This is a genomic window from Achromobacter spanius (assembly GCF_002966795.1).
GTDB classification, from domain to species: domain Bacteria; phylum Pseudomonadota; class Gammaproteobacteria; order Burkholderiales; family Burkholderiaceae_B; genus Achromobacter; species Achromobacter spanius_D.
The window spans coordinates 4,077,978-4,102,467 of sequence record NZ_CP023270.1; the positions used below are offsets into that span (position 1 = coordinate 4,077,978).

The following is a 24,490-nucleotide window of genomic DNA, read 5'->3' on the forward strand; positions in this document are numbered from 1 at the left end:
CCCGCCGCGCCATCCCGGTCCGCGGCGCGCGGCCGGTCCGCCTGCGTATCGCGAAAGATGCCCAGCGTGAATGACGCCCCGCGAGAATGACGCCAAAACAGACCACGATCAACACGGTGACGCTGACCTGCTCCACATGCGGCAGCGCCAGTTTCACCAAGCTGGACACCAACGAATACCAGTGCAGCCACTGCCATGCGGTGACGCTGGTCGAAGACAACGTCGCGCAGCGGCTGGAAAAGATCCTGCGCAACATCCAGCAGCCCAAGTCGGCGCCCATCAAGCCCGCTGCCATCGCGGCGATCTCGGTGGCGATCCTGGCCGCCGTCCTCATCCCGCTGGCCGTCTCGTCCCTGGGCTCGCGGCCGTCGCCTGCACCGGCCCGCATCGTCGAACCGCCCATCGACGCCTCGCTGGTCAAGCTGACCGATGTGCAGGAGGTGAAGACGCGCGGCCGCACCGAGCTTGTCATGATCGTGCGTAACGAGACCGGCCGGAAGATCGACGTGCCGCGTGTGACCGCATCGTTCTTCCAGGGCGACCTGTCGCTGTCCACGGTATCGGGCTCGTCGCCCGCACGTTCGCTGGAACCGGGCGAATACACCCCGCTGAAAATATCGGCGCCGTCCAAGGCATATAGCCGCTACGACCTGCAGGTGAGCACGCCGTCGCCCGCGCGCGGCAAGAACAACGACGTGGCTGCCAGCCGCGTCCAGCTCGTGCGCAATGACGGCAATTACCGTCTGGTCGGCCTGATCCGCAACCAAGGGACCAACCCGGCCAGCAGCACGCAGATCACCGTGATGCTGTACGGCGCCGACGGCACGCTGATCGGCACGGGCAACGGCTATGCCACCGCCAGCCCGCTGGCCCCCGACGCGCTGACGTCCTTCGATGTGCGCTGCGAAATGCTGCGCGACGGCGAGGTCGCCTCCTACGATTACATGGTGCAAAGTGAAAGCTGACCCCTCCTCCTCCCGGCGCCCGTCGCGGGCGGCCCTGGCAGGGCTGGCGCTGATCCTGTTGGCTGCGGGCGGATACGCCGCTTGGAAATACACCGCGCTGGGATCCGCCAGCCAGTCCCCGGCACAGGCCGTGGCCAAACCGGCCCCGCCCGTGGCCGAGCCGCCTGCCAGCCGAATCGTGCGCGTCAGTCCGGCCAACACGCGGGTCATCGACCATGTCCGCCTGACCACCGAGGAGCTGCTGGACCCGGATTTCACCCTGTTCGATACCGGGGCGCTGAAGCTGTCGGCCCCCCGCCGGCTGCTGGACGAAATCGAGCGCCCAGTGCTGTATGCGGAGCTGGTCAACACCAGCGACCAGTACGTTGCGCTGTCGCCGCGCGCGGAAATCGCGGTGTTCGACGGATCGCGCCCGCTCGAGCTGCGCCAAGCCTGGAGCCTGCCCACGCACCTGTACCCCGGCGAGCGCGTGCCCGTAGCGCTGACCGGGCGCGTGGAACGCTTTTCGGAAGTGAAAACGAACTGGCTGCCCGCCAAGCGCGCCGCCCTGCCCGGCCCCCGGCCGCACCTTGCCGTGACGGTGGAAAACACCGAAGCCGCCATCGGCACCGGCACGCTGAACTTCAGCTACCGCTTCCGTTACAAATACGTCACGGTGCACGGCCGGGTGCGCAACGACAGCGCCAGCGAGGTCGAGAAGGTGCGCGTGTGGGTCAGCCTGTACGACGCCCAGGACCAGCTCACCGGCGCCACGTTCCAGGAACTGCGCGTGCCGCGCCTGCCGCCGGGCGACAGCGCGCCATTCCAGGTCGACGTCAAGCAGTACGGCGGCAATTTTGCCCGCGTCGGCGTGGTGTATGACGCCACGGCGCCCTGACCGGCTGGCGGTGGGCATTTTCTGAAGCGGCCCGGGCGGCCGCTTTTTCTTTGCGGGGTGCATCGGCGCCCGGCCAGGACGTCGCCACCGAACAACAGCTATCGACTCAAGTCTTATATAAGATATAAGACATTTGCTACCGGCCCCCACTTGCTTCTACAATTCCGGCCGACAACCCTTCTTCCAACCCGACTTTGAGCAGGCCTCACATGCTGGATACTTACCGCCAACACGTCGCCGAACGCGCGGCTCTGGGGATCCCCCCGCTGCCCCTTACGGCCAAACAAACCGCTGAACTGATCGAACTGCTGAAGAACCCGCCCGCTGGCGAGGAGCAGAACCTGGTCGAGTTGCTGACGTACCGCGTGCCGGCCGGCGTGGACGATGCCGCCAAGGTCAAGGCTTCGTACCTGGCCGCCGTGGCGCTGGGCAAGGAAGCTTGTGCGCTGATCAGCCGTGCCAAGGCGACGGAACTGCTGGGCACGATGCTCGGCGGCTACAACATTGGCCCGCTGGTCGACCTGCTGGACGATGCGGAAATCGGCACCATCGCCGCCGATGCGCTCAAGAAGACCCTGTTGATGTTCGACGCCTTCCACGACGTGAAGGAAAAGGCCGACAAGGGCAACGCCAACGCCAAGTCCGTGCTGCAAAGCTGGGCCGACGCCGAATGGTTCACCAGCCGTCCGGAACTGCCGGAAAGCCTGACCATCACGGTCTTCAAGGTTCCTGGCGAAACCAACACCGACGATCTGTCGCCCGCCCCCGACGCCACCACGCGTCCCGACATCCCGATGCACGCCCTGGCGATGCTCAAGAACAAGCGCGATGGCGCTGCGTTCGAACCGGAAGAAGACGGCAAGCGCGGCCCGGTGAAGTTCATCGAATCCCTGAAGGAAAAGGGCCACCTGGTCGCCTACGTTGGCGACGTGGTCGGCACGGGTTCTTCGCGCAAGTCGGCCACCAACTCGGTGCTGTGGTTCACGGGCGAAGACATCCCCTTCGTGCCGAACAAGCGCTTTGGCGGCGTGTGCCTGGGCAACAAGATCGCCCCGATCTTCTACAACACGATGGAAGACGCCGGCGCGCTGCCGATCGAACTCGACGTTTCCAAGATGGAAATGGGCGACGTGGTCGAACTGCGCCCCTACGACGGCAAGGCCATCAAGAACGGCGAAGTCATCGCCGAATTCGAGGTCAAGTCCGACGTGCTGTTTGACGAAGTGCGCGCCGGTGGCCGCATTCCGCTGATCATCGGCCGCGGCCTGACCGCCAAGGCCCGCGAAGCGCTGGGACTGGCGCCCTCCACGCTGTTCCGCCTGCCGAAGGATCCGGTCGATTCCGGCCGCGGCTACACGCTGGCCCAAAAGATGGTCGGCCGCGCCTGCGGCCTGCCGGAAGGCAAGGGCATCCGCCCGGGCACCTACTGCGAACCGAAGATGACCTCGGTCGGCAGCCAGGACACCACCGGCCCGATGACCCGCGACGAACTGAAGGACCTGGCCTGCCTGGGCTTCTCGTCCGACCTGGTGATGCAGTCGTTCTGCCACACCGCCGCCTACCCCAAGCCCGTCGACGTCAAGACGCACCACACGCTGCCTGAGTTCATCAGCACGCGTGGCGGCGTGTCGCTGCGTCCCGGCGACGGCGTCATCCACTCGTGGCTGAACCGCATGCTGCTGCCCGACACCGTCGGCACCGGCGGCGATTCGCACACCCGCTTCCCCATCGGCATCTCGTTCCCCGCCGGCTCGGGCCTGGTGGCCTTCGCGGCCGCCACGGGCGTCATGCCGCTGGACATGCCGGAATCGGTGCTGGTCCGCTTCAAGGGCAAGCTGCAACCCGGCGTCACCCTGCGCGACCTGGTCAACGCCATTCCGCTGTACGCCATCAAGCAAGGCCTGCTGACGGTTGCCAAGCAAGGCAAGAAGAACATCTTCTCCGGCCGCATCCTGGAAATCGAAGGCCTGCCCGACCTGAAGGTCGAACAAGCCTTTGAGCTGTCGGACGCCTCCGCCGAACGCTCGGCCGCCGGCTGCTCGGTGTTCCTGAACAAGGAACCGATCATCGAGTACATCAACAGCAACATCGTGATGCTCAAGTGGATGATCGCCAACGGCTACGAAGACGAGCGCACGCTGGGCCGCCGCATCAAGGCGATGGAAGCCTGGCTGGCCGATCCCAAGCTGCTGGAGCCGGACGCCGACGCCGAATACGCCGCGGTCATCGAGATCGACCTGGCCGACGTGCATGAACCCATCGTCGCCTGCCCGAACGACCCCGACGACGTCAAGACGCTGTCGGAAGTCGCCGGCGCCAAGATCGACGAAGTGTTCATCGGCAGCTGCATGACCAACATCGGCCACTTCCGCGCAGCCTCCAAGCTGCTCGAAGGCAAGCGCGACATCCCGGTCAAGCTGTGGGTCGCTCCCCCGACCAAGATGGACGCCACGCAACTGACCGAGGAAGGCCACTACGGCGTGTTCGGCACCGCCGGCGCACGCACCGAAATGCCGGGCTGCTCGCTGTGCATGGGCAACCAGGCGCAGGTGCGCGAAGGCGCGACGGTCATGTCGACCAGCACCCGCAACTTCCCGAACCGCCTGGGCAAGAACACCAACGTGTACCTGGGTTCGGCCGAACTGGCCGCCATCTGCTCGAAGCTTGGCCGCATCCCGACCAAGGACGAGTACATGGCCGACATGGGCGTCATCAACAAGAGCGGCGACCAGATCTACCAGTACCTGAACTTCGACAAGATCGCCGACTACAAGGACGTGGCGGACGTGATCGAGGTCTGATCCCGATCCCCCTGCCAGGCCCTGCGGCCTGAACAACGGCCCCGTGCAATCGCCCGGGGCCGTTTTTTTTGCCTCTGTCCGGGCAATTCGGATCGGGGCGCAGCCTGTATAACGAAACGTTTCAATACAATCCAGGCATGCCGGTGAGACGTCGGCCGCCAACGCCGGGAAAGCCCCGGCGCATTTTTCCTGGAGGAAGCCTGCCAATGATCCGGCTATTGCCGCCGATGCTGCTGCTGACGCTAGCCGGCTGCGCCACCGCGCCGCCCTCGAATCCCGACAACATCTGCGCCATCTTCCGCGAGAAACCGGATTGGCACGACGCGGCGCTGGACGTGCAGAAGAAATGGGGCGCCCCGGTGCCGGTGCCCATTGCGATGATGTACCAGGAGTCGTCCTTCAAGCACGACGCGCTGCCGCCGCGCTATTACTTCCTGGGCTTCATCCCGTGGGGCCGCGTCAGTTCCGCTTACGGTTATGCGCAGGCCAAGGACGAAACCTGGGCCGACTACAAGCGCGAAGCCGGCGGCTGGACATCCAGCCGCGACAACTTCGCCGACGCGCTGGACTTCATGGGCTGGTACATGAGCAAGACGCAGCGCATCAACGGCATCTCGAAGTGGGATGCGTATGGGCAGTATCTGAACTACCACGAGGGCTGGACCGGTTACCGCAACCGCAGTTACGACCGCAAGGCGTGGCTGAAAACCGTGTCGCAGAAAGTGCAGGCGCGCGCGGAGAAGTTCACGGCGCAGTACAAGAGCTGCGAATCGAGCCTGTCGCGGGGCGGGTGGTTCTGGTAAGGCTTGTGGGTGTCTGACTCCGTCGCGCACCTATGCTGCGACAGCCCAAAAAAAATCCCGGCGCGAGGCCGGGATTGTTCATGCGCAGGCATCTGCCCGCCGCGATCAGAAGTCCATGCTGGCGGTCAGCGAGAACGTGCGCGGGCCGCCCAGGACGAGGTAGCCGTTGCCCGGATAGCCGCCCACCGACGACCAGTAGTTGCGGTTGGCGATGTTGTCGACGCGGGCGCGCAGGGTCAAGACGTGACCGTCCACGTCCATCATGTAGCGCAGGCCGGCGTCAAAGCGCGTCCAGCCGGGAACCTTGAGCGTGTTGGCATCATCGGCATACGACGAGCCGGTGTAGACCACGCGGCCGTCGATGGCCAAGCCTTCCACGCCCGGGATGTCCCATTCCACGCCCATGTTGGCCTGGAAGCGCGGCACGCCGATCACGCGGTTGCCGTTCAGCGAGGACGTACCCGTTGACACCTGCTTGGCATCCAGCCAGGTCAGGCCGCCCAGGAGCCGCACGCTACGCACGGGTTCGCCGAACACGGTCAGCTCGACGCCTTGGTGGCGGTCCTTGCCCGAACTGGTGAAGGTGTTATCCGCGGTGTAAGTGGCGCGCGGCTTGTCGGTGGTGAACAACGCCAATCCGCCGCCCAGGCTCTCGCCCTCGTACTTGATGCCGACTTCCTTTTGCTTGGACACGTACGGCTGGAGGCTTTCTCCCCCGTTGGTCACCGCCCGCCCGTTCGCGGTCAGCGGCGCGGTGTCGCCGGCCACAAGCGCTTCAATATAGTTGGCATAGATCGAGACGCTCGGCGCAACCTTGAACACAAGACCGAACGCCGGCGAGTTGTGGCTGGCGTCGTAGGCGCCGTTTTCGTTGCCGGTGTTGTACGCGTAATCACGCTGCGACAGGCGCTGATGGCGAATGCCGGCAGTGAACAGCACCTTGTCGTCAAAGAAGGACATGGTGTCGCCGATGGCATAGCTGCTCAAGCGGGTGCGGCCTTGCAGCGCGGGGTTATCCAGATCGTTGCCGCGCAAGGCGCGCGCGCTGAAATCAGGCTTGGCATACGAAATCGGATCGTAGATATTCGTGGGGAACGTGTTCAGATAATCCATCACGTACGCGTTCTTCTTCTTCAAATCGAAGAAGGACGCAGATGCGACAAACTCGTGCCCCACGGGACCGGTGCGAGCCTTGGCGCGCAGGCCCAGCTCACCGGTATTCACGCTGTCTTCACGCGTGTTGTCGAATCGATAGAAGTTGCCGTCGCCGGTGGCTCCGTTCGTCACCGTCACGTTGCCCAGAGAATTCGCTTCTTCGCTGCGGCGCATGCCAAACGCGGCATACGCAGTCAGTTTGTCGCTGAAGTCATGTTCGGCGCGCACCGTACCGAAAATGTCGCGCTCATTGGAATACGTCCAGGGCTGCGCATAATTGGAGCTCGCGTCGGGCGCGTCAGGCACCGTCGTCACCCCTCTAAGCGTCACGTTGGGACGCGCGCGTTTGAGCCTGTTGTTCTGCCAGCCAATATCAGCCGACAACCGCGTGTCGGCTGAGCGCCAATCCAATCCAAGCGACAGCACGCTCGTTCTCATGCGTTCATCGTCGACGCCAGTGCCGCCGGTACGCTGGGCCGCATTGATGCGGATGCCGGTACTATCGTCGGGGCCAAACCGTCGCGCAATGTCAGTCGACAGCAGGAACTGCTCGCCGCTGGATACACCCGTCGTGACGCGAGTCAGAGGTTCATTGGGAGCACGCTTGGGCACCAGATTGATCATGCCCCCGATACCACCACCTCCAGGCGAGGCTCCCGTCAGAAAGGCGGATGCGCCGCGCAGCACCTCCACACGTTCAAACAGTTCTGTCGCGATGTACTGGCGAGGCAGCAGGTTGTAAAGACCGTTGTAGGCCACATCATCCGAGCTGGTGATGAATCCGCGGATGAAGTACGACTCCTGGAAATTGCCGAAGCCGCGCGCGACGCGCACGCTTGCATCATTTTGCAGCACGTCCGCCACGCTCTTGGCCTGGCGATCCTGGATCAGCTCGTTGGTGTAGCTGGTGACGCTGAACGGCGTGTTCATGAAATCCTCGGTGCCGAGGATACCCACACGGCCGCCGCGCGCCACCTGGCCGCCCGCGAACGGCGCCGACAGGCCGCCGGCGGACGCGTCCGCGCTGGCCTCGACACGGATGGCATCCATGGAGGTCACCGGGCCGGTGGTCGTGGCGGGCTGGGTCTGGGGCGCTGCCTGAGGCGCGGTCTGGGCGTGGACGGCGCCAAAGCACGGCAGCGCGGCAGCCATGCAAGCGAGAGTTCTGATTTTCATATCGGGACGCTGGTAGAGCGGAGTGAATCCGCGTTGCGGTGGGGAGATCCGCAAAATCCCGATTTGAATCGCGTGGCATGCCGGAATACCGGCGCGCCATCAAAGCACATTCGCCCTGGGGTCTTGAGGTCTAACGCGCTAGATGTTACCAAAAGAGAATCGTTCTCATTGCGTCCCTCAAACAGAATAAGTGTTCGGCGTTGCGGCCAAACAACAAACTCCGGTCGAGGTCAGCAGGTAGTCAGGGCGTCGGACGTCGCGGGGGTCTCCACGGATTCATACGCCGTCAGCGCCTCGGCAAGGGCCGCATCGGTGGCCGGCGTGACGCCGACGTCCTCCTGCGGGGCCGCCACAACGGCCTGACCCGCCACCAGCACGAAATGCACGGGGACCTTGCCTGCCATCAGCAGCAGCACGCCTTCTTCACCCTCCGGCGTGGCGCTGGCGGCAGCGGCGGAACCCGCAGGCAACACCGCAAAGTCCGGATCGCCGCCCGTCACCTTGGGCAGCGGCGGCGCGCCCTTGCTGCGGTGCCTTGCGCGCACGCCCAAGTCGCCCTGCACCGCATAGAACCAGGCATTCCAGCCAGGCGGCATGGGCAGGAGCGTCGTCGCGCCAGGCCGAAGCCAGCCGTCCAGAATCAGCAGCGGTTCGGGCGTGTACAAAGGCGAGTCCAGGCCGCCGTAGCTGCCCGCCACCACGCGGACCTTGCCCGACGGGGTCTGGATCACCGGCATGTCCGCGGCGCGCAGCAACGACGTCGAGGGCGGCAGGGACTTCAGATGCGCAGGGTGGTCGATGAATATCTGCAGCCCGTGCAGCGTGGCCTCGCCTGCCCGCCGCTGGGCGTGCACGATGCCGCTACCCGCTTGCGTCCACTGCAGGTCGCCTGCGCGGATTTCGCGGTTGTTCTCGATGCCGTCCAGGCTCTGCATGACGCCCGTGCTGTCTTCGAGCAACAGCGTCGCGGCGCTGACGCCGGCGTGCGTGTGCGGCTCAAAAATAGGACCCGTCATGACAAAGTGGTCCACCAGCACCACGGGCGACATGCACCCTGAAAAATCGGTATGGCGGAACTGACGGATGGTGCAGGCGTCGCCCAGGTAACGGCTGGATCCGGCGATGACGGCGCTGAGTTGAAGAGTCAAAAAGTGCTGCCTTACTGTTGCTGAACATGTATTGCGGCGACAGCTTATGAGTTCAACCCGCCGGACAGTAGGGGCCAATTTCAGGAATAATTGTCCTGGCTGTCAGGACAATGCCAGCAAATTTTTAGTTTTTCCCTATTAAAACGCTGTATGCCTAACTACGTTCATCGCCTCGAAGACCTGCTGCTTTTCAGCGAAGTTGTCGAAAAAGGTGGCTTTTCCGCGGCCGCACGTGTGTTGAATATGCAACGTTCCAAGCTCAGCCGGCGGGTTGCCGAGCTGGAAGCGCGGCTGGGCGTGCGGCTGCTTCAGCGCAACACACGGCGCGTATCGCTGACGCCGATGGGCGAACAGATCCATGCCCACGCGCAGGCGCTGGCCCGCGAGGCGCGCAGCGTCTTCGACCTGGCCGCATCGATCGGCGACGTGCCCGCCGGGATGCTGCGCATCACTGCGCCCGCGTCGCTCGCAAGCCGCGTGCTGGGCGGCCTGGTCGCCCAATTCTGCTTGGACCATCCCCGCGTGCGGGTGCTGCTCGATACCCGCGACCAGATCATCGACCTGGTCGGCGAAGGCTACGACCTGGCGTTCCGCGCCCAGGCGTCGTCGCTGACGGATGCAAAGCTCAATGGGCTGGAAATTGCCCCCGTGCCGCTGGCGTTGGTGTGCAGCCCGGCGATGGCCCGCTCCGCGCCGCGCCATCCGCGCGATCTGGCCGCCCTGCCCCTGCTTGCCCACGGCACGCAAGATGGCCCGCACACCTGGCGGCTGACCGGACCCGGCGGCGAGATGGCGTCGGTGGAGTTCCAGCCGCGCAGCCTGAGCAGCAACATGGACACGCTGCGCGCAATGGCCGGCGCGGGCCTGGGCGTGGCGCTGGTGCCCCGCTATCTGTGCGTCGCGGAGCTCGACCAGGGCGCCCTGGCCCGCATCCTGCCCGACTGGACCGCGGCGCCCGCCCGGATCTACGCCGTCATGCCGGCGCGCAGCGGCGAGCCGCTGGCGTTGAAGCGCTTTCTTGAATATGCGGCGGCCGAGATGCCCGCGCGCCTGACGTAAAGCCCGCCCTCGCAGCCGTGGGGTCTTGCAGGCTTGGCGCGCGTCCGCCACAGTAAGGGTTTCGCCGAATTCGAACCGGTCTGGCGAGTCGGGGGCCGGAACTTTGACGCGTCACTCAAGTCTTATATAAGATATAAGACATAAACCAAGATATAGACCCTCGGCAAACTTGTCCAAGAGACAATGACAAACCTGCCGAAACGCCTGAAAATGCCGCCTTCAGCCTGGGCAAAACCACGGAGTCCATCATGCCGCACAACACCCTAGACACACTCAAGAATTTCAAGATCGGCAACAAGTCCTGTCAGTTCTACTCGCTGCCGGCGCTGGGCAAATCGCTCGGCATCGATGTGCAGCGGCTGCCGGTCTCCATCCGCATCGTGCTGGAATCCGTGCTGCGCAACTGCGACGGCAAGAAAGTCACTGAAGAACACGTCCGGCAGCTGGCCAACTGGCAGGCCAACGCCAAGCGCGAAGATGAAATTCCCTTTGTGGTCGCACGGGTCGTGCTGCAGGACTTCACCGGCGTGCCGCTGCTGGCCGACATCGCGGCCATGCGCTCGGTTGCCGACAAGATGGGCAAGAGCCCCAAGAGCATCGAACCCCTGGTGCCGGTGGACCTGGTGGTGGACCACTCGGTCATGATCGATTATTTCGGCACCAAGAATGCGCTGGACCTGAACATGAAGCTGGAATTCAAGCGCAATCAAGAGCGCTACCAGTTCATGAAGTGGGGCATGCAGGCGTTCGACACCTTCGGCGTCGTGCCCCCGGGCTTTGGCATCGTCCACCAGGTCAACCTGGAATACCTGGCGCGCGGCGTGCACCAGGACAAGAAAAACAACGTCTTCTACCCCGATTCGCTGGTGGGCACCGACAGCCACACCACCATGATCAACGGCATCGGCGTGGTCGGCTGGGGCGTGGGCGGCATCGAAGCCGAAGCCGGCATGCTGGGCCAGCCCGTGTACTTCCTGACGCCCGATGTGGTGGGCGTCGAGCTCAAGGGCCAACTGCGCGGCGGCGTCACCGCCACCGACCTGGTGCTCACCATCACCGAAATGCTGCGCCGTGAAAAGGTGGTCGGCAAATTCGTCGAATTCTGCGGCGAAGGCACCGCGAGCCTGACCGTGGCCGAACGCGCCACCATCGGCAACATGGCGCCCGAATACGGCGCCACCATGGGCTTCTTCCCGGTCGACGAACGCACCATCGACTACTTCCGCGGCACCGGCCGCACCGAAGAGGAAATCGCCGCCTTCGAGGCCTATTTCAAGGCGCAGAAGATGTTTGGCGTTCCCGCGGCCCAGGACATCAATTTCACCAAGCTGCTGACGCTGGACCTGTCCACCGTCGCGCCGTCGCTGGCCGGCCCGAAGCGCCCGCAGGACCGCATCGAGATCGGCAACGTCAAGAACACGTTCATCGACCTGTTCTCCAAGCCGGTCGCCGAAAACGGCTTCAACCAGCCCGCCGAAAAGCTGGAGCAGACCTTCACCACCAGCACCGGCACCAAGGTCAAGAACGGCGACATCCTGATCGCCGCCATCACGTCCTGCACCAACACGTCCAACCCCAGCGTGCTGCTGGCGGCGGGCCTCCTGGCCAAGAAGGCCGTGGAAGCCGGCCTGACGGTGCCCAAGCACATCAAGACCTCGCTTGCCCCCGGCTCGCGCGTGGTGACTGAATACCTGACCAAGACGGGTCTTTTGCCCTACCTGGAAAAGCTGGGCTTTGACGTGGCGGCCTACGGCTGCACGACCTGCATCGGCAACGCCGGCGACCTGACCGCCGACCTGAACGAAGCCATCACCAGCAATGACCTGATCTGCTCGGCCGTGCTCTCGGGCAACCGCAACTTCGAGGCGCGCATCCACCCGAACATCAAGGCCAACTTCCTGGCCTCGCCGCCGCTGGTTGTGGCCTACGCCTTGGCGGGCACCGTCACGCGCGACCTGATGACCGAACCCGTGGGCCGCGGCAAGAACGGCGACGTGTGGCTGGGCAACATCTGGCCGACCACCGAGGAAATCGACGCGCTGCTGCAGTTCGCGCTGGACCCCGAGGCCTTCGAGGCCAACTACGGCCAGGTCAAGAGCAATCCCGGCAAGCTGTGGGAAAACATCAAGGGCGTCACCGGCGACACCTACAACTGGCCCGATTCCACGTACATCGCCGAACCGCCCTTCTTCGAAGGCTTCGGCATGACGCCGGGCGCGATGCCCACGGTCAAGGGCGCGCGCGCGCTGGGCGTGTTTGGCGACTCGGTCACCACCGACCACATCTCGCCGGCCGGCTCCATCAAGGAAACCTCGCCCGCCGGCAAGTGGCTGAAGGAAAACGGCGTCATGAAGGCCGATTTCAACAGCTACGGCTCGCGCCGCGGCAACCATGAAATCATGATGCGCGGCACGTTCGCCAACGTGCGCATCAAGAACCTCATGATTCCCGCGCTGCCGGACGGCAGCCGCTTCGAAGGCGGCGAAACCCTGTTCCAGCCCACCGGCGAACAGATGTCGATCTACGACGCCGCCATGAAGTACGTGGCGGCCGGCACGCCCACCGTGGTGTTCGGCGGCGAAGAATACGGCACCGGCTCGTCGCGCGACTGGGCCGCCAAGGGTACGCAACTGCTGGGCGTCAAGGCCGTCATCACCCGCAGCTTCGAGCGCATCCACCGCAGCAACCTGGTGGGCATGGGCGTGCTGCCCCTGCAGTTCAAGGGCGACGACAGCGTGCAGTCGCTGGGCATCACCGGCGAAGAAACGTACGACATTTCGGGTCTGGAAAACGGCATCAAGCCGATGCAGGACGTGACGCTGACGATCACGCGCAAGGACGGTTCGAAGCAGGAGGTGACCGTGCTGCTGCGTATCGACACGCCGATCGAGGTCGACTACTACCAGCACGGCGGCATTCTGCCGTTCGTGCTGCGCCAGCTTCTCGCGGCCTGATCGGCAACGGTTGCAGCGTAGTAGGAACGCCCGGAACCTTGCGGTTCTGAACGGCCCCCGACAGTTGGACGAAGTCCAACCTTCGGGGGCTTTTGCTTGACCGTCCCCCCCGCAATGGCGAACATTTCCTGGGATCGTGGTCTGCGTTTCCTCTAGACCTAGTTGTGCTTCGGCCCCAGCGGATCGGCGCCGGAAGGGCCCGCAATGAAGTCATCCAGAACGCGTTGTTCCCGGGCTACGACTGCCGGGTCTCGATAACGCGGGGCACTGCGTTCCTGCTCACGCTGGTGGTCAATATGCCGTTGCCCCAGCCAAGCCTTGAACTCGGGAGAGAGCACGTCGGTAATCGCGGTGTGTTGTGGTCTCAGCGACACGCCGAACGGATCGTCAACGGCCTTTTTCCCAGGCGCCGGCGGGCTGATCCCGATGAAGGTCGCACGATCGGTGCGGCGCCAAGGCACCACCAGACTACTGTCGGCATTGAGATAGCTCGCCATCGTGGCCAGCGCCAGGCCGACAAAGGGCGATGCGGCGCCTGTATCGCCTACCCGTTGGGAAAGGTCGTAGCTTTGGGTTGAGTCCAGCAGGTCCAGGGGGTGCTGCACTCGTTGCAGGGCCGGAGCCAACTGCGCGATGCCGCCCGACAGTTTGCCTGTGTCGAAGAAGGCTCGCGTTGGCGTGGAACCCAACGCCGCGATCGCCTGGTCCCAGCCGCTGGCAATCGCCTGGTCTCGCTCCTGGTTCTTGAGCAGCACGTCGGCGTCATCTTTCGCGTGCAACGAAACCGTCACCGGCCGATGCAACCGCGCCAGCACCTTCAAGCGATCCCATTGCTCAAAACCTCGTTGCGTAATCGGCGTGGGGAAGAACGTTGTAGGCTTGAACGCCTGCCGCGGTGAACGTTCCCAGCCGATGAAGGCCGGGTCGATGGAGTCAGGTTTGGCCTTGGTGTACTTGGCAAACTCGCGCAGCCAAGCCAGGCGCTCGGGGCGGGCGACGACCAGGGCTACGACGGCATCGATGGGTGTCTGAGGCGTGCGCTCGCCGGGCGGAGCGATATCGTTCAGGGGCAGGTCCTCGCTGGACAGCGCCGCCCGCAAGTTGAAGCTGTCGAGCGCATACACCAGCAAGGCCGGCATGTCCGGATTGCGCTCGAACATTAGGAAAATGGATTCGATTACCGCTTCCGGATTGGAATTGCAGATGACGCCATTGTCCAACTGGCGCATTGTGTGCCAGTGCAGACCTGCATCGCCGCGCTCTGCGGTTGCCATTTTTCGAAGCGCCACTTCCATGTCCTTGGGCAGTACACGAGGCCGATCCATTTTCGGGTTGTAGTCCCGTACGACCACCACGGTCGGCAGAGGCCAGCGTTCCGGGAAGCTCTTCAGGGCCAGTTCCAGCGCATTGGATTTTCGCTGGCCCCAGGCAAGGTCCTGCCGCGAACCGCTGACGGGATAGTCGCGCGGATCCATCGGCAAGGCGCTACCCACGAGCAAGGCATTGGGTTGATTGGCGTTTTGCTTACGCAACTGCGCCCAGGCCTGTCCTTGACGATAGACATCCAGACTCAGTCCCACGCGGACGATATCCAGGGTTTCCAGCCGAGGTTGCAACATGGGGGCACCTTTGGAAGCAGAGGAAGTATTCGGTAAGACCGCCGCCGTGCGATGCGCTTCAGCCGATGGCAACGGACACGCCATTGCCGCCAGAGGCGCGGTTTCAGGCTCGGGCGGCGGTGGCGTCTCAGGAGCAACCGCCCACCAACGCAACAGCAATGATGCGGCCAGGAGCGAGATCGGACTCATAGGCTCCTCCTCAACGAAACCTAGTTGTTCTTCGGACCCAAAGGGTCGGCGCCGGAAAGGCCCGCAATAAAGTCATCGAGAACGCGTTGTTCCCGGGCCACGACTGCCGGGTCTCGATAGCGCGGGGCACTGCGTTCCTGCTCACGCTGGTGGTCAATATGCCGTTGCCCCAGCCAAGCCTTGAACTCGGGAGAGGGCTCGTCGGTAACTGCGGTGTGTTGTGGTCTCAGCGACACGCCGAACGGATCGTCAACGGGCTTTTTCCCAGGCGCCGGCGGGCTGATTCCGATGACGGTCGCACGATCGGTGCGGCGTAAAGGCACCACCAGACTACTGTCGGCATTGAGATAGCTCGCCATCGTGGCCAGCGCCAGGCCGACAAAGGGCGATGCAGCGCCTGTATCGCCTACCCGTTGGGAAAGGTCGTAGCTTTGGGTTGAGTCCAGCAGGTCCAGGGGGTGCTGCACCCGTTGCAGGGCCGGTGCCAACTGCGCGATGCCGCCCGACAGTTTGCCTGTGTCGAAGAAGGCTCGCGTTGGCGTGGAACCCAATGCCGTGATCGCCTGGTCCCAGCCGCTGGCAATAGCCTGGTCTCGCTCCGGGTTCTTGAGCAGCACGTCGGCCTTATCTTTGGCGTGCAACGAAACCGTCACTGGCCGATGCAACCGCGCCAACACCTTCATGTGGTCCCATTGTTCAAAACCTCGGCGCGTAATCGGCTCGGGGAAGAACGTTGTCGGCTTGAACGCCTGCCGCGGTGAACGTTCCCACCCGATGAAGGCCGGGTCGACAGAGTCAGGTTTTTCTTTGGTGTACTTGGCAAACTCGCGCAGCCACGCCAGGCGCTCGGGACGGGCGACGACCAGGGCCACGACGGCATCGGTGGGTGTCTGAGGGGTGCGCTCGCCGCGCGGTGAAATGTCGTTCAGGCGAATATTCTTGCTGGACAGCGCCGCCCGCAAGTTGAAGCTGTCGAGCGCATACACCAGCAAGGCCGGCATGTCCGGATTGCGCTCGAACAATTGAAAGATGGATTCGATTACCGCTTCCGGGTTGGTATCGCAAATGACGCCGTTATCCAACTGCAGAAGGTCGTGCCAATGCAGCCCTGCATCGCCGAGCTCCGCGGTTGCCATAATTCTGAGCGCCACTTCCATGTCCTTGGGCGGTACACGAGGCCGTTCCATTTTCGGGTTGTAATCCCGTACGACCACCACGGTCGGCAGAAGCCAGCGTTCCGGGAAACTCCTCAGGGCCAATTCCAGCGCATTGGATTTTCGCTGGCCCCAGGCCATGTCCTTAAGCGTACCGTCAACGGGATAGTCGCGCGGATCCATCGGCAAGGCGCTACCCACGAGCAAGGCATTGGGTTGATTGGCGTTTTGCTTTTGCAACTGAGCCCACGCCTGTCCTTGACGATACACATCCAGGCTCAGTCCCACGCGGACGATATCCAGGGTTTCCAGACGAGGTTGCAACATGGGAGCACCTTTGGAAGCAGAGGGAGTATTCGGTAAGACCGCCGCCGTGCGATGCGCTTCAGCCGATGGCAACGGACACGCCATTACCGCCAGAGGCGCGGTTTCCGGCTCGGGCAGCGGTGGCGCCTCAGGGGCGACCGCCCACCAACGCAACAGCAATGATGCGGCCAGGAGCGAGATCGGGCTCATAGGCTCCTCCCTGAGCCGCACTGTAGACCGCGGCCATCGTTCCTATCTCTCACGCTCTGCCAGGCGACCAGGCTGGGATAGTTCGCATCAAGGGTGATCTTTGGCAGGAAGCCACCACCTCGAAGTGGCCCGCCTGGAGGGGGCCTCATCTTGCTCCGATAAAGGGAGGTATCGGCAATCAGTTTTCTGTTCGCCTCTGATTCAACCTCGTAGCATTCCAATACTGCTTCGTCGGGTTCATCGCTCGCTGCCGTGTCCTGAGACCCCCCCCAGGTGCCATCTCGTCTCTCCCAATGCAGCCGCCAATCCGCCACGCGGCACAAATAGGCATAGAACACCTCATCGTCAATACTGCAAGCCTGCCCGATGGCCAGGTCATAGGCCACGGCACGGCGACTGTGCATGGCACTCATGGGAATCGCCGAGTGGAACGAAATGGGCTCATTGCTGCCCGCCGGTGCGTCCATCATCCGCCGGCGAGCCTCATTGGGCGACTCTTCAAAAACCGCCTCGTAGCGTCCACCATCCAGCGGCTTAACGTGTGCGACACGATGCCAATCGGCCGCCCATTCATTGTTTTTCGGAGCCAGGTAGGGGTTACGGTTTGGATCGTTGATATCGGCAGCTTTTTCCTCCAGTGCGCGCCGTAGCGCCGAACCACGCAAATCAGCTGTAGGCAGTGAAATCACTCGGGTGGTCTGCGCATCGATGCCGCCGTTGGTGATGGCAATCGAGGCGTCAATGGGGTCGGTATCCATCCACACGGGTTTGATCCCCCGGGAACCTTCGTGGCCCAGCGTCGTGCCGTCGGCAACAAAATCAGGGAGGAAAAGAGCGGGCAAAGCCGGCGCCTGGATGGTGACGGTCTGTTCAACGAAGAAGTCGGCGTTGGCAAACGCCTTGCGCCCCGCCCCGAGTCTGGTGCCTTCCCAGGTGCTTTCGCCAATCCCCATCGCGCCCTGCCCGATCAGCTTGTAGGAATAGGACGGAGGTTTGCCCACGTGCTCCCCTTCGCCATCTCGCTCACGGATCGTGAAGATTCGCTGGAAGAACCGCGCACCGAGCGAAGCGAGGGCCGGCACATCGAAGCGCCGGTAGTCCCCGTCATCCGAACTCGATTGGGATTCAACGGAGCAAGTCGTGGCGCTCGAAGCATCGGGATCAAAGAACCAGTAGTAGCTGGCATGTTCCCCCACGCCTTGCCAACCAATGCCCTGGACGTTGGCCATGCCTACGGTCTGGTCTTGCGGCGAGAAATAGAGAAACACACTGCCTCGATTGTCCCGCTCGGCGAAGCTCACCTTGTCGCCATCGATCGAGGTTTCGCATTGCTGCCCCGTCCAGCGTAGCCCCCCGATGCAACTGTCCTTGGTGGCATCGGCCATGTCAGCCAAGGACGGCCTCTGATGGGCGTTGTCAACGATGAATCTGACGATGTTGCTCAGCGTCTTTACGCGTGCCGGCGTCGTCTGCTGAGCCTTGCCCAACTCACTGCGTTCGAAGACGGTCTCCTCCAGACTGTAGGGTGGACTCATCAGGACAAAGCCATCGATGGGGCGCTGGCCTTCATCGTGGAGCATCGCGTTGGCCAGCAGCGTAATGAGATTACCCTGGCTGTGCCCGACCACGTTGATGGTGTCGTCTTCGCCCGAGCGACCATCGGGGTGCCGATAGGCGCGAATGATCCGGACCAGCATGGCCAGCCGCTGCGCCGCCAGTACCATGTAACGCCGGGACGGCGCGGGAAAAAGCGGGTGATCCGGAGATCCAAACATCAAGTTGGCAGGCAACCCAGCCACCTTGCCGGAGAATCCCTGGCCAAACATATCCGGCAAGGTCGTGGTGGCATTGGCAAAAGGACCGCCCTCCTTGGACCCGGCTTTGTCGAGTCGATTGCCGAAGCGGTCGAGCCATTCGCAATGGGTGGTCTGTTTCTGTATCCGGCCTTCTTCTTCGCGAAACCCCCAGTAAAAGGGGATGACCACGCTACGCGAACGACCGCCATCCTTGCCTAACGTCGCCACGCGGCGGTAGTAGACCGCGTCCGGGTCCGGCGCTCTGCCGTCATCGTCCTTGGGTGACGTGTACCGGGCTGGATTCAGCGCAGCCGGGCTGCGCTCGCCGCGTTTGGTGAACAGGTGGTCCAGACGTTCGTTCAGGCCGGTGCAAATGCCGGTTTCCAGCGCGTCGTAGACGCCCGCCAAATCGTTGACCCCGTGGATCAAGATCACAACGCAGGGCTTTGGCTGCTGCTTTTGAACATAGGCATCCGGGGCATTGGGCGCCACGAGCGCGCGGAACTTTCCGGTAATGGGGGGCGAGTACATCCCTTGAACTCCCTCCGACTTTCGGGCGTTTGCCAAAAGTTGGGTATAGGCATCTTTTGGTGCCAAGCGGCATCAACGCTTTTACAAGCCGCCCATGTGGCTCGTAAATCAGAGGAGTCTTATTAATGAAAAAGAGCGCTTCTTATTGTTCATGACGCGCCCGACCAGATCGCGCTAGTGCTCTGCGGTACGGTCTGTCCGATTCAAGGCGAGAGACCACAAGCGTTCACAGGCGAGAGCGTGCCAATGAGGTATCCCCACGCTTGCAACATCGCTTTGCGTTGCTGCCGCCCATGAGCATGATGGATACCCAGCTTGACCAAAGCCCGCGCCTTCTCGCGGGAAAAGGATCAGTCGAACTGATACGCGTCCATCGCCAACGCCCCGTACGACACTTCGTCGTTCAGCCGCCGCGCCTTCGTGCCGCCCGCCCCCAGCGCCACGTACAGCGGCATCAAATGGTCATCATGCGGATGCGCCTGCATCGCGCCGGGCGCCTGCGCCTGCCAGTCCACCAGCGCGGGCACGTCATGTTGCGCGAGTTTGTCGGCGTACCACGCCTGAAAGCCGGGCACGTAATCGGCGGCCGGCGCGTTCTGCGGCATGCGGACGTGGCGCAGGTTGTGCGTCAGCGACCCCGAGCCGATGATCAGGATGTCTTCGTCGCGCAGGCGTGCAAGCGCGCGGCCCAGTTCCATCTGCCCGGCCGCATCGCGCCCCATGTCCAGCGACAGTTGCACGACCGGCACGTCCACGTCCGGGTACAGGTAGCGCAGCGGCACCCAGGCCCCGTGGTCCAGCGGACGGCGGGGATCGCGATCGGCGGCGATGCCCGATTCAGCCAGCAGCGCCTGCACGCGCTCGGCAAGTTCCGGCGACCCGGGTGCGGCATACTGCAGGGCGTAGAGCTCCGGCGGAAAACCGCCGAAGTCGTGCCAGGCGACCTGCTGGTCGCGCGTCGACAGCGCCAGTCCCTCGCCCATCCAATGAGGCGAGACCACCAGGATGCCGCTCGGTTTGCGGCCCTGCGCGGCGCTCCAGTGCGCAAGCGCGGGCCCCGTCCGGCCGGGCTCGACGGCCAGCATGGGAGAACCGTGGGAAACGAAAAGCGTAGGCCAACGCATGGCTGTGCCTCCAGAAACAATAACGATGCCGCCATTGTCAGCCGATTCAAACCAGCAATAAACCCCTAGCATGGGGATAATCTGTTGCCTGATAAGCATCAATACGAATCTCGCGCGCTTGCGACGCCTGCCGCGAACACCCATCACGCCGCCCGAGTGCTGATTCAGGCGGGCCAGCATGATGTGCCGCCCCCGCCGAGAGTGCCGGGCGTTAAACTACGTCGTTACACACTGAATGGACGTTCCCCGAAGTTATGGCCCGATCCCGCAGCCAATCCGCTCCCCGCATGACCCGTGACGCTACCCGGCTGGTCGCACTTGCCCAGGCGCTGAACCGCTCGGGCAGCCGCGTCGAAGACGTCTTTTGGGAGACCCAGCTTGGCGAAGCGATCCCGAAGCTGCTCAAGGCTGGCCAGGACGCCCCCCTCGAAGCGGCGCTGGACCACCTTGCGCAAAGCGACGTGGGTGCCTACGAGGTTCTGATCGAACAGGCCGAAACCCTGTCCGAATCGATGAAGATCGAGAAAAATGGTGTCCGCTACGACGTCCTGCTGATCGTGGCGCCCATCGTCGCCTGGACCCGCTACGCCATTCCCACCGGCCCGATCTCCGCCAGCGCGCAGCAAGCCCTGCTGGCCCAGCTTCACGGGCATGTCCTGTCCAGCAATGCGCGCACCACGCTGATGCCCCTGATGGTCAGCGTGGACCAGATGCCGCGCACGTTCTCCGAGACCTGGCAGTGGCTGCAACGCCTGGGATCGCAGGCGCTGGGCGCCGAAACCACCAAACCGGCGCTGAACACGGACACCGAAACCGCGAACATGCTGGCCGACACGCGCTACATCGTTGGCGCGGTCGCCGTGCCCGAGGGTGAGGCGATCTTCCGCTGGCAGGAAAACCTGGGCGATGCCGACGCCAGCCGCGACGCCTGCCTGGCGCAATGGATCGCGCAAGCGCAGCCCACGCTGGCGGCCCTGCTGCCGGGTTGCGGTTTCGAGGCCCTGCTGCCCGACGCCTACTACGTCAGCAACCGCGAAGCCGACCGCCAGGTGCGTCCGCTGTCGCTGCGCGCGGCGGTCAGTTGGCTCGAAGGCGCCGTCAACCTTGAAGCCGCGCAGCTTCGGGCCGTGGTGGCAGGCTGCGGCGAAGGCCGCATCGACGAATACCGCATCGGCTTCACCGCGCGCAACAACAACGACGTGTACTACGGCTGCGTCTGGCCGCTGTACGGCCGCGAGGAAGATCTGGTCATGGACGAAGGCCAGCCCGACGTCGTCGACGAAATCGCCGCGCTGCTCAAGGAATTCGGGGTCACCGACGTGCGCCGCATTCCGGGCGTGCTGCCGCCCGAATATTGCGAGGACTGCGGCGCGCCATACTTCCCCAACCCCTTGGGCGAACTGGTGCATGCCGAGCTGCCCGAGGACGCCGAGGCCGCCCCCGCGCAGTTCCACTAGACCTGCCATGCAAGCGGACATCTTCTGCCGGGTCGTCGACAACTACGGCGACATCGGCGTCTGCTGGCGCTTGGCGCGTCAGCTCGCGCGCGATTTCCACTGGGATGTCCGCCTGTGGGTCGACGATCTGGCCAGCTTCGCGCACATCCAGCCCGGCATCGCGACGGGCACGGCGCGCCAGCAGTTGGCGGGCGTGGACGTGGTGCACTGGTCCGATGCGCCGGACGCCACGCTGCAGGCGCGCGACGTCGTGATCGAAGCGTTCGCGTGCGATCCGCCGGAAGCCTTCGTCGCGTCGATGCGCCGCAGCCACCCCGTCTGGATCAATCTGGAATACCTGAGCGCCGAGGCCTGGGTCGAAAGCTGCCACGGGCTGCCGTCGCAGCGGCCGGACGGCCTGGTGAAGCACTTTTTCTTTCCGGGCTTTACGCCAGCCACGGGCGGCCTGCTGCGCGAACCGGCGCTGGCCGCGGAGCGCGAGGCGCTGCAGGGCTCGGCGGACTTGCAAGACGCTTTTCTGCGCTCGGCCGGCGTGCCGGACGATGCCCTGGCGCTACGGCGCATGGGCGCGCGTACCGTGTCCCTGTTTTGCTACCCGTCCGCCCCGGTGGCCGAACTGGCGCAGGCCCTGACCGCTGATGCCCGCCCCACCCTGCTGCTGGTGCCGCAGGGCGTGGCGCCCGGGCTGGAAACGGCCTGCCAAGCGGCCGGCGCGCCGCGAGTCGTCCGGCTGCCCTTTCTTGCCCAGCCCGATTACGACCGCCTGCTGTGGTGCGCGGACCTGAATTTCGTGCGCGGTGAAGACTCCTTCGTGCGCGCCGCCTGGGCCGCCCGCCCGCTGGTCTGGCAGATCTATCCGCAAGACGAAAACATCCATCTTGAAAAGCTGGAGGCCTGGCTGGCGCGCTATCCGGCCCCGGAAACGGCTCACGCCCTGATTCGCGCGTGGAATGAGTCCGAGCCAGGCCGCACCACGCCGGCCGTGGCCGCTGCGCTGGCGCCCGACGCCTGGCTGGCGTGGTCCCACGCAGCCCGCGACTGGAACGCCAGCCAGTCCGCCCTGCCCGGTTTGGCCGAAAATCTGGCGGCGTTTTGCGCAGAGTTGGCCAAGAAACGTTAGAATAGAGAGTTTTCTGAGTTGCCCTGAATCTGTCGGGCCTCAACTATGACGCCTCCCGGGGTGTGCAAAGCCAGACGCGGCTTATGCAAGCACGGCGAGTGCACCCATCACCCCCGGAGTTTTATCGATGAAAACCGCTCAGGAATTGCGAGTCGGCAACGTGGTCATGGTCGGCAAGGATCCCCTCGTGGTCCAGAAGGCCGAATACAACAAGTCGGGCCGTAACGCCGCCGTCGTCAAGCTGAAGTTCAAGAACCTCTTGACCGCCTCGGCCAGCGAATCGGTCTACAAGGCCGACGAAAAGTTCGAAGTCGTTCAACTGGATCGCAAGGAATGCACGTATTCCTACTTCGGCGACCCGATGTACGTCTTCATGGACGAAGAGTACAACCAGTACGAAATCGAAGCCGAAAGCATGGGCGACGCGCTCAACTACCTGGAAGAAGCGATGCCCGTGGAAGTGGTCTTCTACGACGGCCGCGCCATCTCGGTTGAACTGCCCACCACGCTCGTGCGCGAAATCACCTACACCGAACCCGCCGTCCGTGGCGATACCTCGGGCAAGGTGACCAAGCCGGCCAAGATCAACACCGGCTACGAACTGAACGTGCCGCTGTTCTGCGCCATCGGCGACAAGATCGAAATCGACACCCGCACCAACGAATACCGCAGCCGCGTCAACAACTGATCCGGCCCAGCGCAAAAAAGCCAGACTTCGGTCTGGCTTTTTTTTGGGCGGTGGGCAGGCCTGCGCCCTACTGCAGCCGTTCGTCGTCCAGAAAATCCGGCACGGCCATCACGTCGATGCCGTCTTCGGCCAGCGCTTCGCGTTCTTCCACCGTGGCGGTGCCGCGGATGGGGCGGTCGTCGGCGTCGCCCTCGTGGATGCGGCGCGCTTCTTCGGCGAAGCGGGGGCCGACGTTTTCAGTGCTGCGTACCAGCGCGCGCACCTGGCGCATGACGGCGGCCTGCAGGGCCGCCATCTTTTCGGCGTCGGACGCGCCGGCCGGCACGAGCGGCTGGGCCGCGGGCGCGTGCAGGTGAGCGACATTCAGGCGGGGCGCGGACAGGCGCTTGGTGATGGTGGCCGACCCGCAGACCGGGCACGTGACAAGGCCGCGCGCCTGCTGCGCGTCGTAGTCTTCGTGCGACCCGAACCACCCTTCAAAGATGTGGTCGTGGTCGCACTGGAGGTCAAAAACTTTCAGAGCCATGGCGTCTATATGGGGTGCAACGCCCAGAGTACAAGAAGGCGCGCTACTTGGCCCGGGTTTGCGCCGCCGGATTGCCGACTTGCGCCTGTTGCGCCTGCAGGGCGTCGATTTGGCGCTGCAGGTCGCGCAGTTGCTGGCGCACGTCCTTCTGCTGGCCGGCCAGCGCCGTGGCTTCCTCGCGAGATTGCTGCTGACGGGCCGCGACCTGCTCTTCCTGTTGCAGACGCACGGTGCGGTCAGCCTGCAGGGCGCTCAATTCAGCGCTGCGGCTGGCCAGCAGCTTTTCGGCATGCGCGTTTTCGGCCTGCATCTTGATGCGCTTGATGTCCACTTCGGCCAGCTCGGCGGACTGCGTAACAAACGCGCGGTACGTGGCTTCGGCCTGCTTGTCGGACTTGGTCTTGAGCACACGCCAGAAATCCTTCTGCTGGAACAGCGCGACGTAGTAAGTCAGGTCGTCCGGCTTGAACAGCAGGCTGGCGCCGTAGGTGCCGTTATAGGCCGTGCGCAGCTCCGACACCTGGCGGTTCTGGATCAGGCCTTGCAGCTCGGACACTGTGGAAGCGGGACGCGCGGCCGGCGGCGGCGCGGGCGGCGTCACGGGCGTGGAGGCGGCCTGCGTATCCTCGACCTGTTTAACCGTGGGCCGGGGCGGTTCCGGCTGCGCGCTGGCGCAAGCGGCCAGACCCGACAGGGCCGCGCCCAACAACGCCATGCGGGCGGCGCCACGGATAAATTGGACGTTCATGTTTACCCCAGAAAAATGGTTGCGGAACTATATCAATTTATGTCCGGCGACAGCGGAACTCTCGTCTTATTCGGCTTCGAAACT

The 24,490-nt window shown here is 63.9% G+C and carries 17 protein-coding genes; 9 read left to right on the top strand and 8 right to left on the bottom strand.

The window, feature by feature from the left end:
* The first annotated feature begins 86 nt into the window (after positions 1 to 86).
* From CLM73_RS18395 to CLM73_RS18410, 4 genes are all read left to right on the top strand, one after another.
* Entirely contained in the window at positions 87 to 965 is an 879-nt protein-coding gene (locus CLM73_RS18395; RefSeq protein WP_105239656.1) for an FxLYD domain-containing protein, read from the top strand.
* Positions 955 to 1,842: an FxLYD domain-containing protein gene (locus tag CLM73_RS18400; RefSeq protein WP_105239657.1), complete on the top strand. Its 888-nt coding sequence runs from the start codon at positions 955 to 957 to the stop codon at positions 1,840 to 1,842. Before CLM73_RS18395 ends, CLM73_RS18400 begins: the two co-directional genes overlap by 11 nt.
* A 209-nt stretch (positions 1,843 to 2,051) precedes the next feature.
* Positions 2,052 to 4,643, top strand: coding sequence for a bifunctional aconitate hydratase 2/2-methylisocitrate dehydratase (acnB, locus tag CLM73_RS18405; protein ID WP_105239658.1), 2,592 nt, complete (start codon positions 2,052 to 2,054; stop codon positions 4,641 to 4,643).
* 206 nt (positions 4,644 to 4,849) lie between these two features.
* A complete protein-coding gene (locus tag CLM73_RS18410) occupies positions 4,850 to 5,446 on the top strand; it encodes a hypothetical protein (RefSeq protein WP_105239659.1) in 597 nt (198 codons plus the stop codon).
* A 105-nt stretch (positions 5,447 to 5,551) separates the two neighbouring features.
* Here CLM73_RS18410 and CLM73_RS18415 read toward each other — a convergent pair whose 3' ends face one another.
* Both CLM73_RS18415 and CLM73_RS18420 read right to left on the bottom strand, forming a co-directional pair.
* Positions 5,552 to 7,777, bottom strand: coding sequence for a TonB-dependent receptor (locus tag CLM73_RS18415; protein WP_105239660.1), 2,226 nt, complete (start codon positions 7,775 to 7,777; stop codon positions 5,552 to 5,554).
* A 230-nt stretch (positions 7,778 to 8,007) separates the two neighbouring features.
* The gene (locus CLM73_RS18420) at positions 8,008 to 8,925 is read right to left on the bottom strand and encodes a pirin family protein (protein ID WP_105239661.1); all 918 of its coding nucleotides are present in this window, start codon (positions 8,923 to 8,925) and stop codon (positions 8,008 to 8,010) included.
* A gap of 150 nt (positions 8,926 to 9,075) precedes the next feature.
* On the opposite strand from CLM73_RS18420, the gene CLM73_RS18425 reads away from it, so the two are divergent.
* Together CLM73_RS18425 and acnA are read left to right on the top strand one after the other, a co-directional pair.
* The gene (locus CLM73_RS18425; protein WP_105239662.1) at positions 9,076 to 9,984 is read left to right on the top strand and encodes a LysR substrate-binding domain-containing protein; all 909 of its coding nucleotides are present in this window, start codon (positions 9,076 to 9,078) and stop codon (positions 9,982 to 9,984) included.
* Positions 9,985 to 10,232: 248 nt separating this feature from the next.
* Entirely contained in the window at positions 10,233 to 12,938 is a 2,706-nt protein-coding gene (acnA, locus tag CLM73_RS18430; RefSeq protein ID WP_105239663.1) for an aconitate hydratase AcnA, read from the top strand.
* 158 nt (positions 12,939 to 13,096) lie between these two features.
* On the opposite strand, the gene CLM73_RS18435 is transcribed toward acnA, so the two are convergent.
* The 4 genes from CLM73_RS18435 to CLM73_RS18450 form a co-directional block, all read right to left on the bottom strand.
* Entirely contained in the window at positions 13,097 to 14,746 is a 1,650-nt protein-coding gene (locus tag CLM73_RS18435; RefSeq protein WP_105239664.1) for a type VI lipase adapter Tla3 domain-containing protein, read from the bottom strand.
* Positions 14,747 to 14,766: 20 nt separating this feature from the next.
* The gene (locus CLM73_RS18440; protein ID WP_158685884.1) at positions 14,767 to 16,416 is read right to left on the bottom strand and encodes a type VI lipase adapter Tla3 domain-containing protein; all 1,650 of its coding nucleotides are present in this window, start codon (positions 16,414 to 16,416) and stop codon (positions 14,767 to 14,769) included.
* A complete protein-coding gene (locus CLM73_RS18445) occupies positions 16,413 to 18,743 on the bottom strand; it encodes an effector protein Tle3 domain-containing protein (RefSeq protein ID WP_105239666.1) in 2,331 nt (776 codons plus the stop codon). Before CLM73_RS18445 ends, CLM73_RS18440 begins: the two co-directional genes overlap by 4 nt.
* A gap of 350 nt (positions 18,744 to 19,093) precedes the next feature.
* Positions 19,094 to 19,867 (bottom strand): DODA-type extradiol aromatic ring-opening family dioxygenase, encoded by a 774-nt coding sequence (locus CLM73_RS18450; protein ID WP_199778166.1) that lies wholly within the window; start codon positions 19,865 to 19,867, stop codon positions 19,094 to 19,096.
* Between the two features lie 254 nt (positions 19,868 to 20,121).
* On the opposite strand from CLM73_RS18450, the gene CLM73_RS18455 reads away from it, so the two are divergent.
* From CLM73_RS18455 to efp, 3 genes are all read left to right on the top strand, one after another.
* Positions 20,122 to 21,324, top strand: a complete 1,203-nt coding sequence (locus CLM73_RS18455) for a DUF2863 family protein (protein ID WP_105239667.1) — start codon at positions 20,122 to 20,124, stop codon at positions 21,322 to 21,324.
* Between the two features lie 7 nt (positions 21,325 to 21,331).
* Complete coding sequence (gene earP, locus CLM73_RS18460; protein ID WP_105239668.1) at positions 21,332 to 22,444, top strand: elongation factor P maturation arginine rhamnosyltransferase EarP; 1,113 nt, start codon at positions 21,332 to 21,334, stop codon at positions 22,442 to 22,444.
* Between the two features lie 127 nt (positions 22,445 to 22,571).
* Positions 22,572 to 23,132 (top strand): elongation factor P, encoded by a 561-nt coding sequence (gene efp / locus CLM73_RS18465; RefSeq protein ID WP_006225610.1) that lies wholly within the window; start codon positions 22,572 to 22,574, stop codon positions 23,130 to 23,132.
* Between the two features lie 67 nt (positions 23,133 to 23,199).
* Here efp and CLM73_RS18470 read toward each other — a convergent pair whose 3' ends face one another.
* Positions 23,200 to 23,658 (bottom strand): DUF1178 family protein, encoded by a 459-nt coding sequence (locus tag CLM73_RS18470; protein WP_105239669.1) that lies wholly within the window; start codon positions 23,656 to 23,658, stop codon positions 23,200 to 23,202.
* Positions 23,659 to 23,701: 43 nt separating this feature from the next.
* The gene (locus tag CLM73_RS18475) at positions 23,702 to 24,406 is read right to left on the bottom strand and encodes a DUF2968 domain-containing protein (RefSeq protein ID WP_105239670.1); all 705 of its coding nucleotides are present in this window, start codon (positions 24,404 to 24,406) and stop codon (positions 23,702 to 23,704) included.
* Between the last annotated feature and the right edge of the window lie 84 nt (positions 24,407 to 24,490).

Excerpts from the sequence above, each read along its gene's own strand:
- efp (WP_006225610.1), top strand. The coding sequence starts at position 22,572 with ATGAAAACCGCTCAGGAATTGCGAGTCGGCAACGTGGTCATGGTCGGC.
- CLM73_RS18445 (WP_105239666.1), bottom strand. The coding sequence starts at position 18,743 with ATGTACTCGCCCCCCATTACCGGAAAGTTCCGCGCGCTCGTGGCGCCC.
- CLM73_RS18415 (WP_105239660.1), bottom strand. The coding sequence starts at position 7,777 with ATGAAAATCAGAACTCTCGCTTGCATGGCTGCCGCGCTGCCGTGCTTT.
- CLM73_RS18425 (WP_105239662.1), top strand. The coding sequence starts at position 9,076 with ATGCCTAACTACGTTCATCGCCTCGAAGACCTGCTGCTTTTCAGCGAA.
- acnB (WP_105239658.1), top strand. The coding sequence starts at position 2,052 with ATGCTGGATACTTACCGCCAACACGTCGCCGAACGCGCGGCTCTGGGG.
- CLM73_RS18470 (WP_105239669.1), bottom strand. The coding sequence starts at position 23,658 with ATGGCTCTGAAAGTTTTTGACCTCCAGTGCGACCACGACCACATCTTT.
- CLM73_RS18395 (WP_105239656.1), top strand. The coding sequence starts at position 87 with ATGACGCCAAAACAGACCACGATCAACACGGTGACGCTGACCTGCTCC.
- CLM73_RS18475 (WP_105239670.1), bottom strand. The coding sequence starts at position 24,406 with ATGAACGTCCAATTTATCCGTGGCGCCGCCCGCATGGCGTTGTTGGGC.
- acnA (WP_105239663.1), top strand. The coding sequence starts at position 10,233 with ATGCCGCACAACACCCTAGACACACTCAAGAATTTCAAGATCGGCAAC.
- CLM73_RS18455 (WP_105239667.1), top strand. The coding sequence starts at position 20,122 with ATGGCCCGATCCCGCAGCCAATCCGCTCCCCGCATGACCCGTGACGCT.
- CLM73_RS18435 (WP_105239664.1), bottom strand. The coding sequence starts at position 14,746 with ATGAGTCCGATCTCGCTCCTGGCCGCATCATTGCTGTTGCGTTGGTGG.
- earP (WP_105239668.1), top strand. The coding sequence starts at position 21,332 with ATGCAAGCGGACATCTTCTGCCGGGTCGTCGACAACTACGGCGACATC.
- CLM73_RS18440 (WP_158685884.1), bottom strand. The coding sequence starts at position 16,416 with ATGAGCCCGATCTCGCTCCTGGCCGCATCATTGCTGTTGCGTTGGTGG.
- CLM73_RS18450 (WP_199778166.1), bottom strand. The coding sequence starts at position 19,867 with ATGCGTTGGCCTACGCTTTTCGTTTCCCACGGTTCTCCCATGCTGGCC.
- CLM73_RS18410 (WP_105239659.1), top strand. The coding sequence starts at position 4,850 with ATGATCCGGCTATTGCCGCCGATGCTGCTGCTGACGCTAGCCGGCTGC.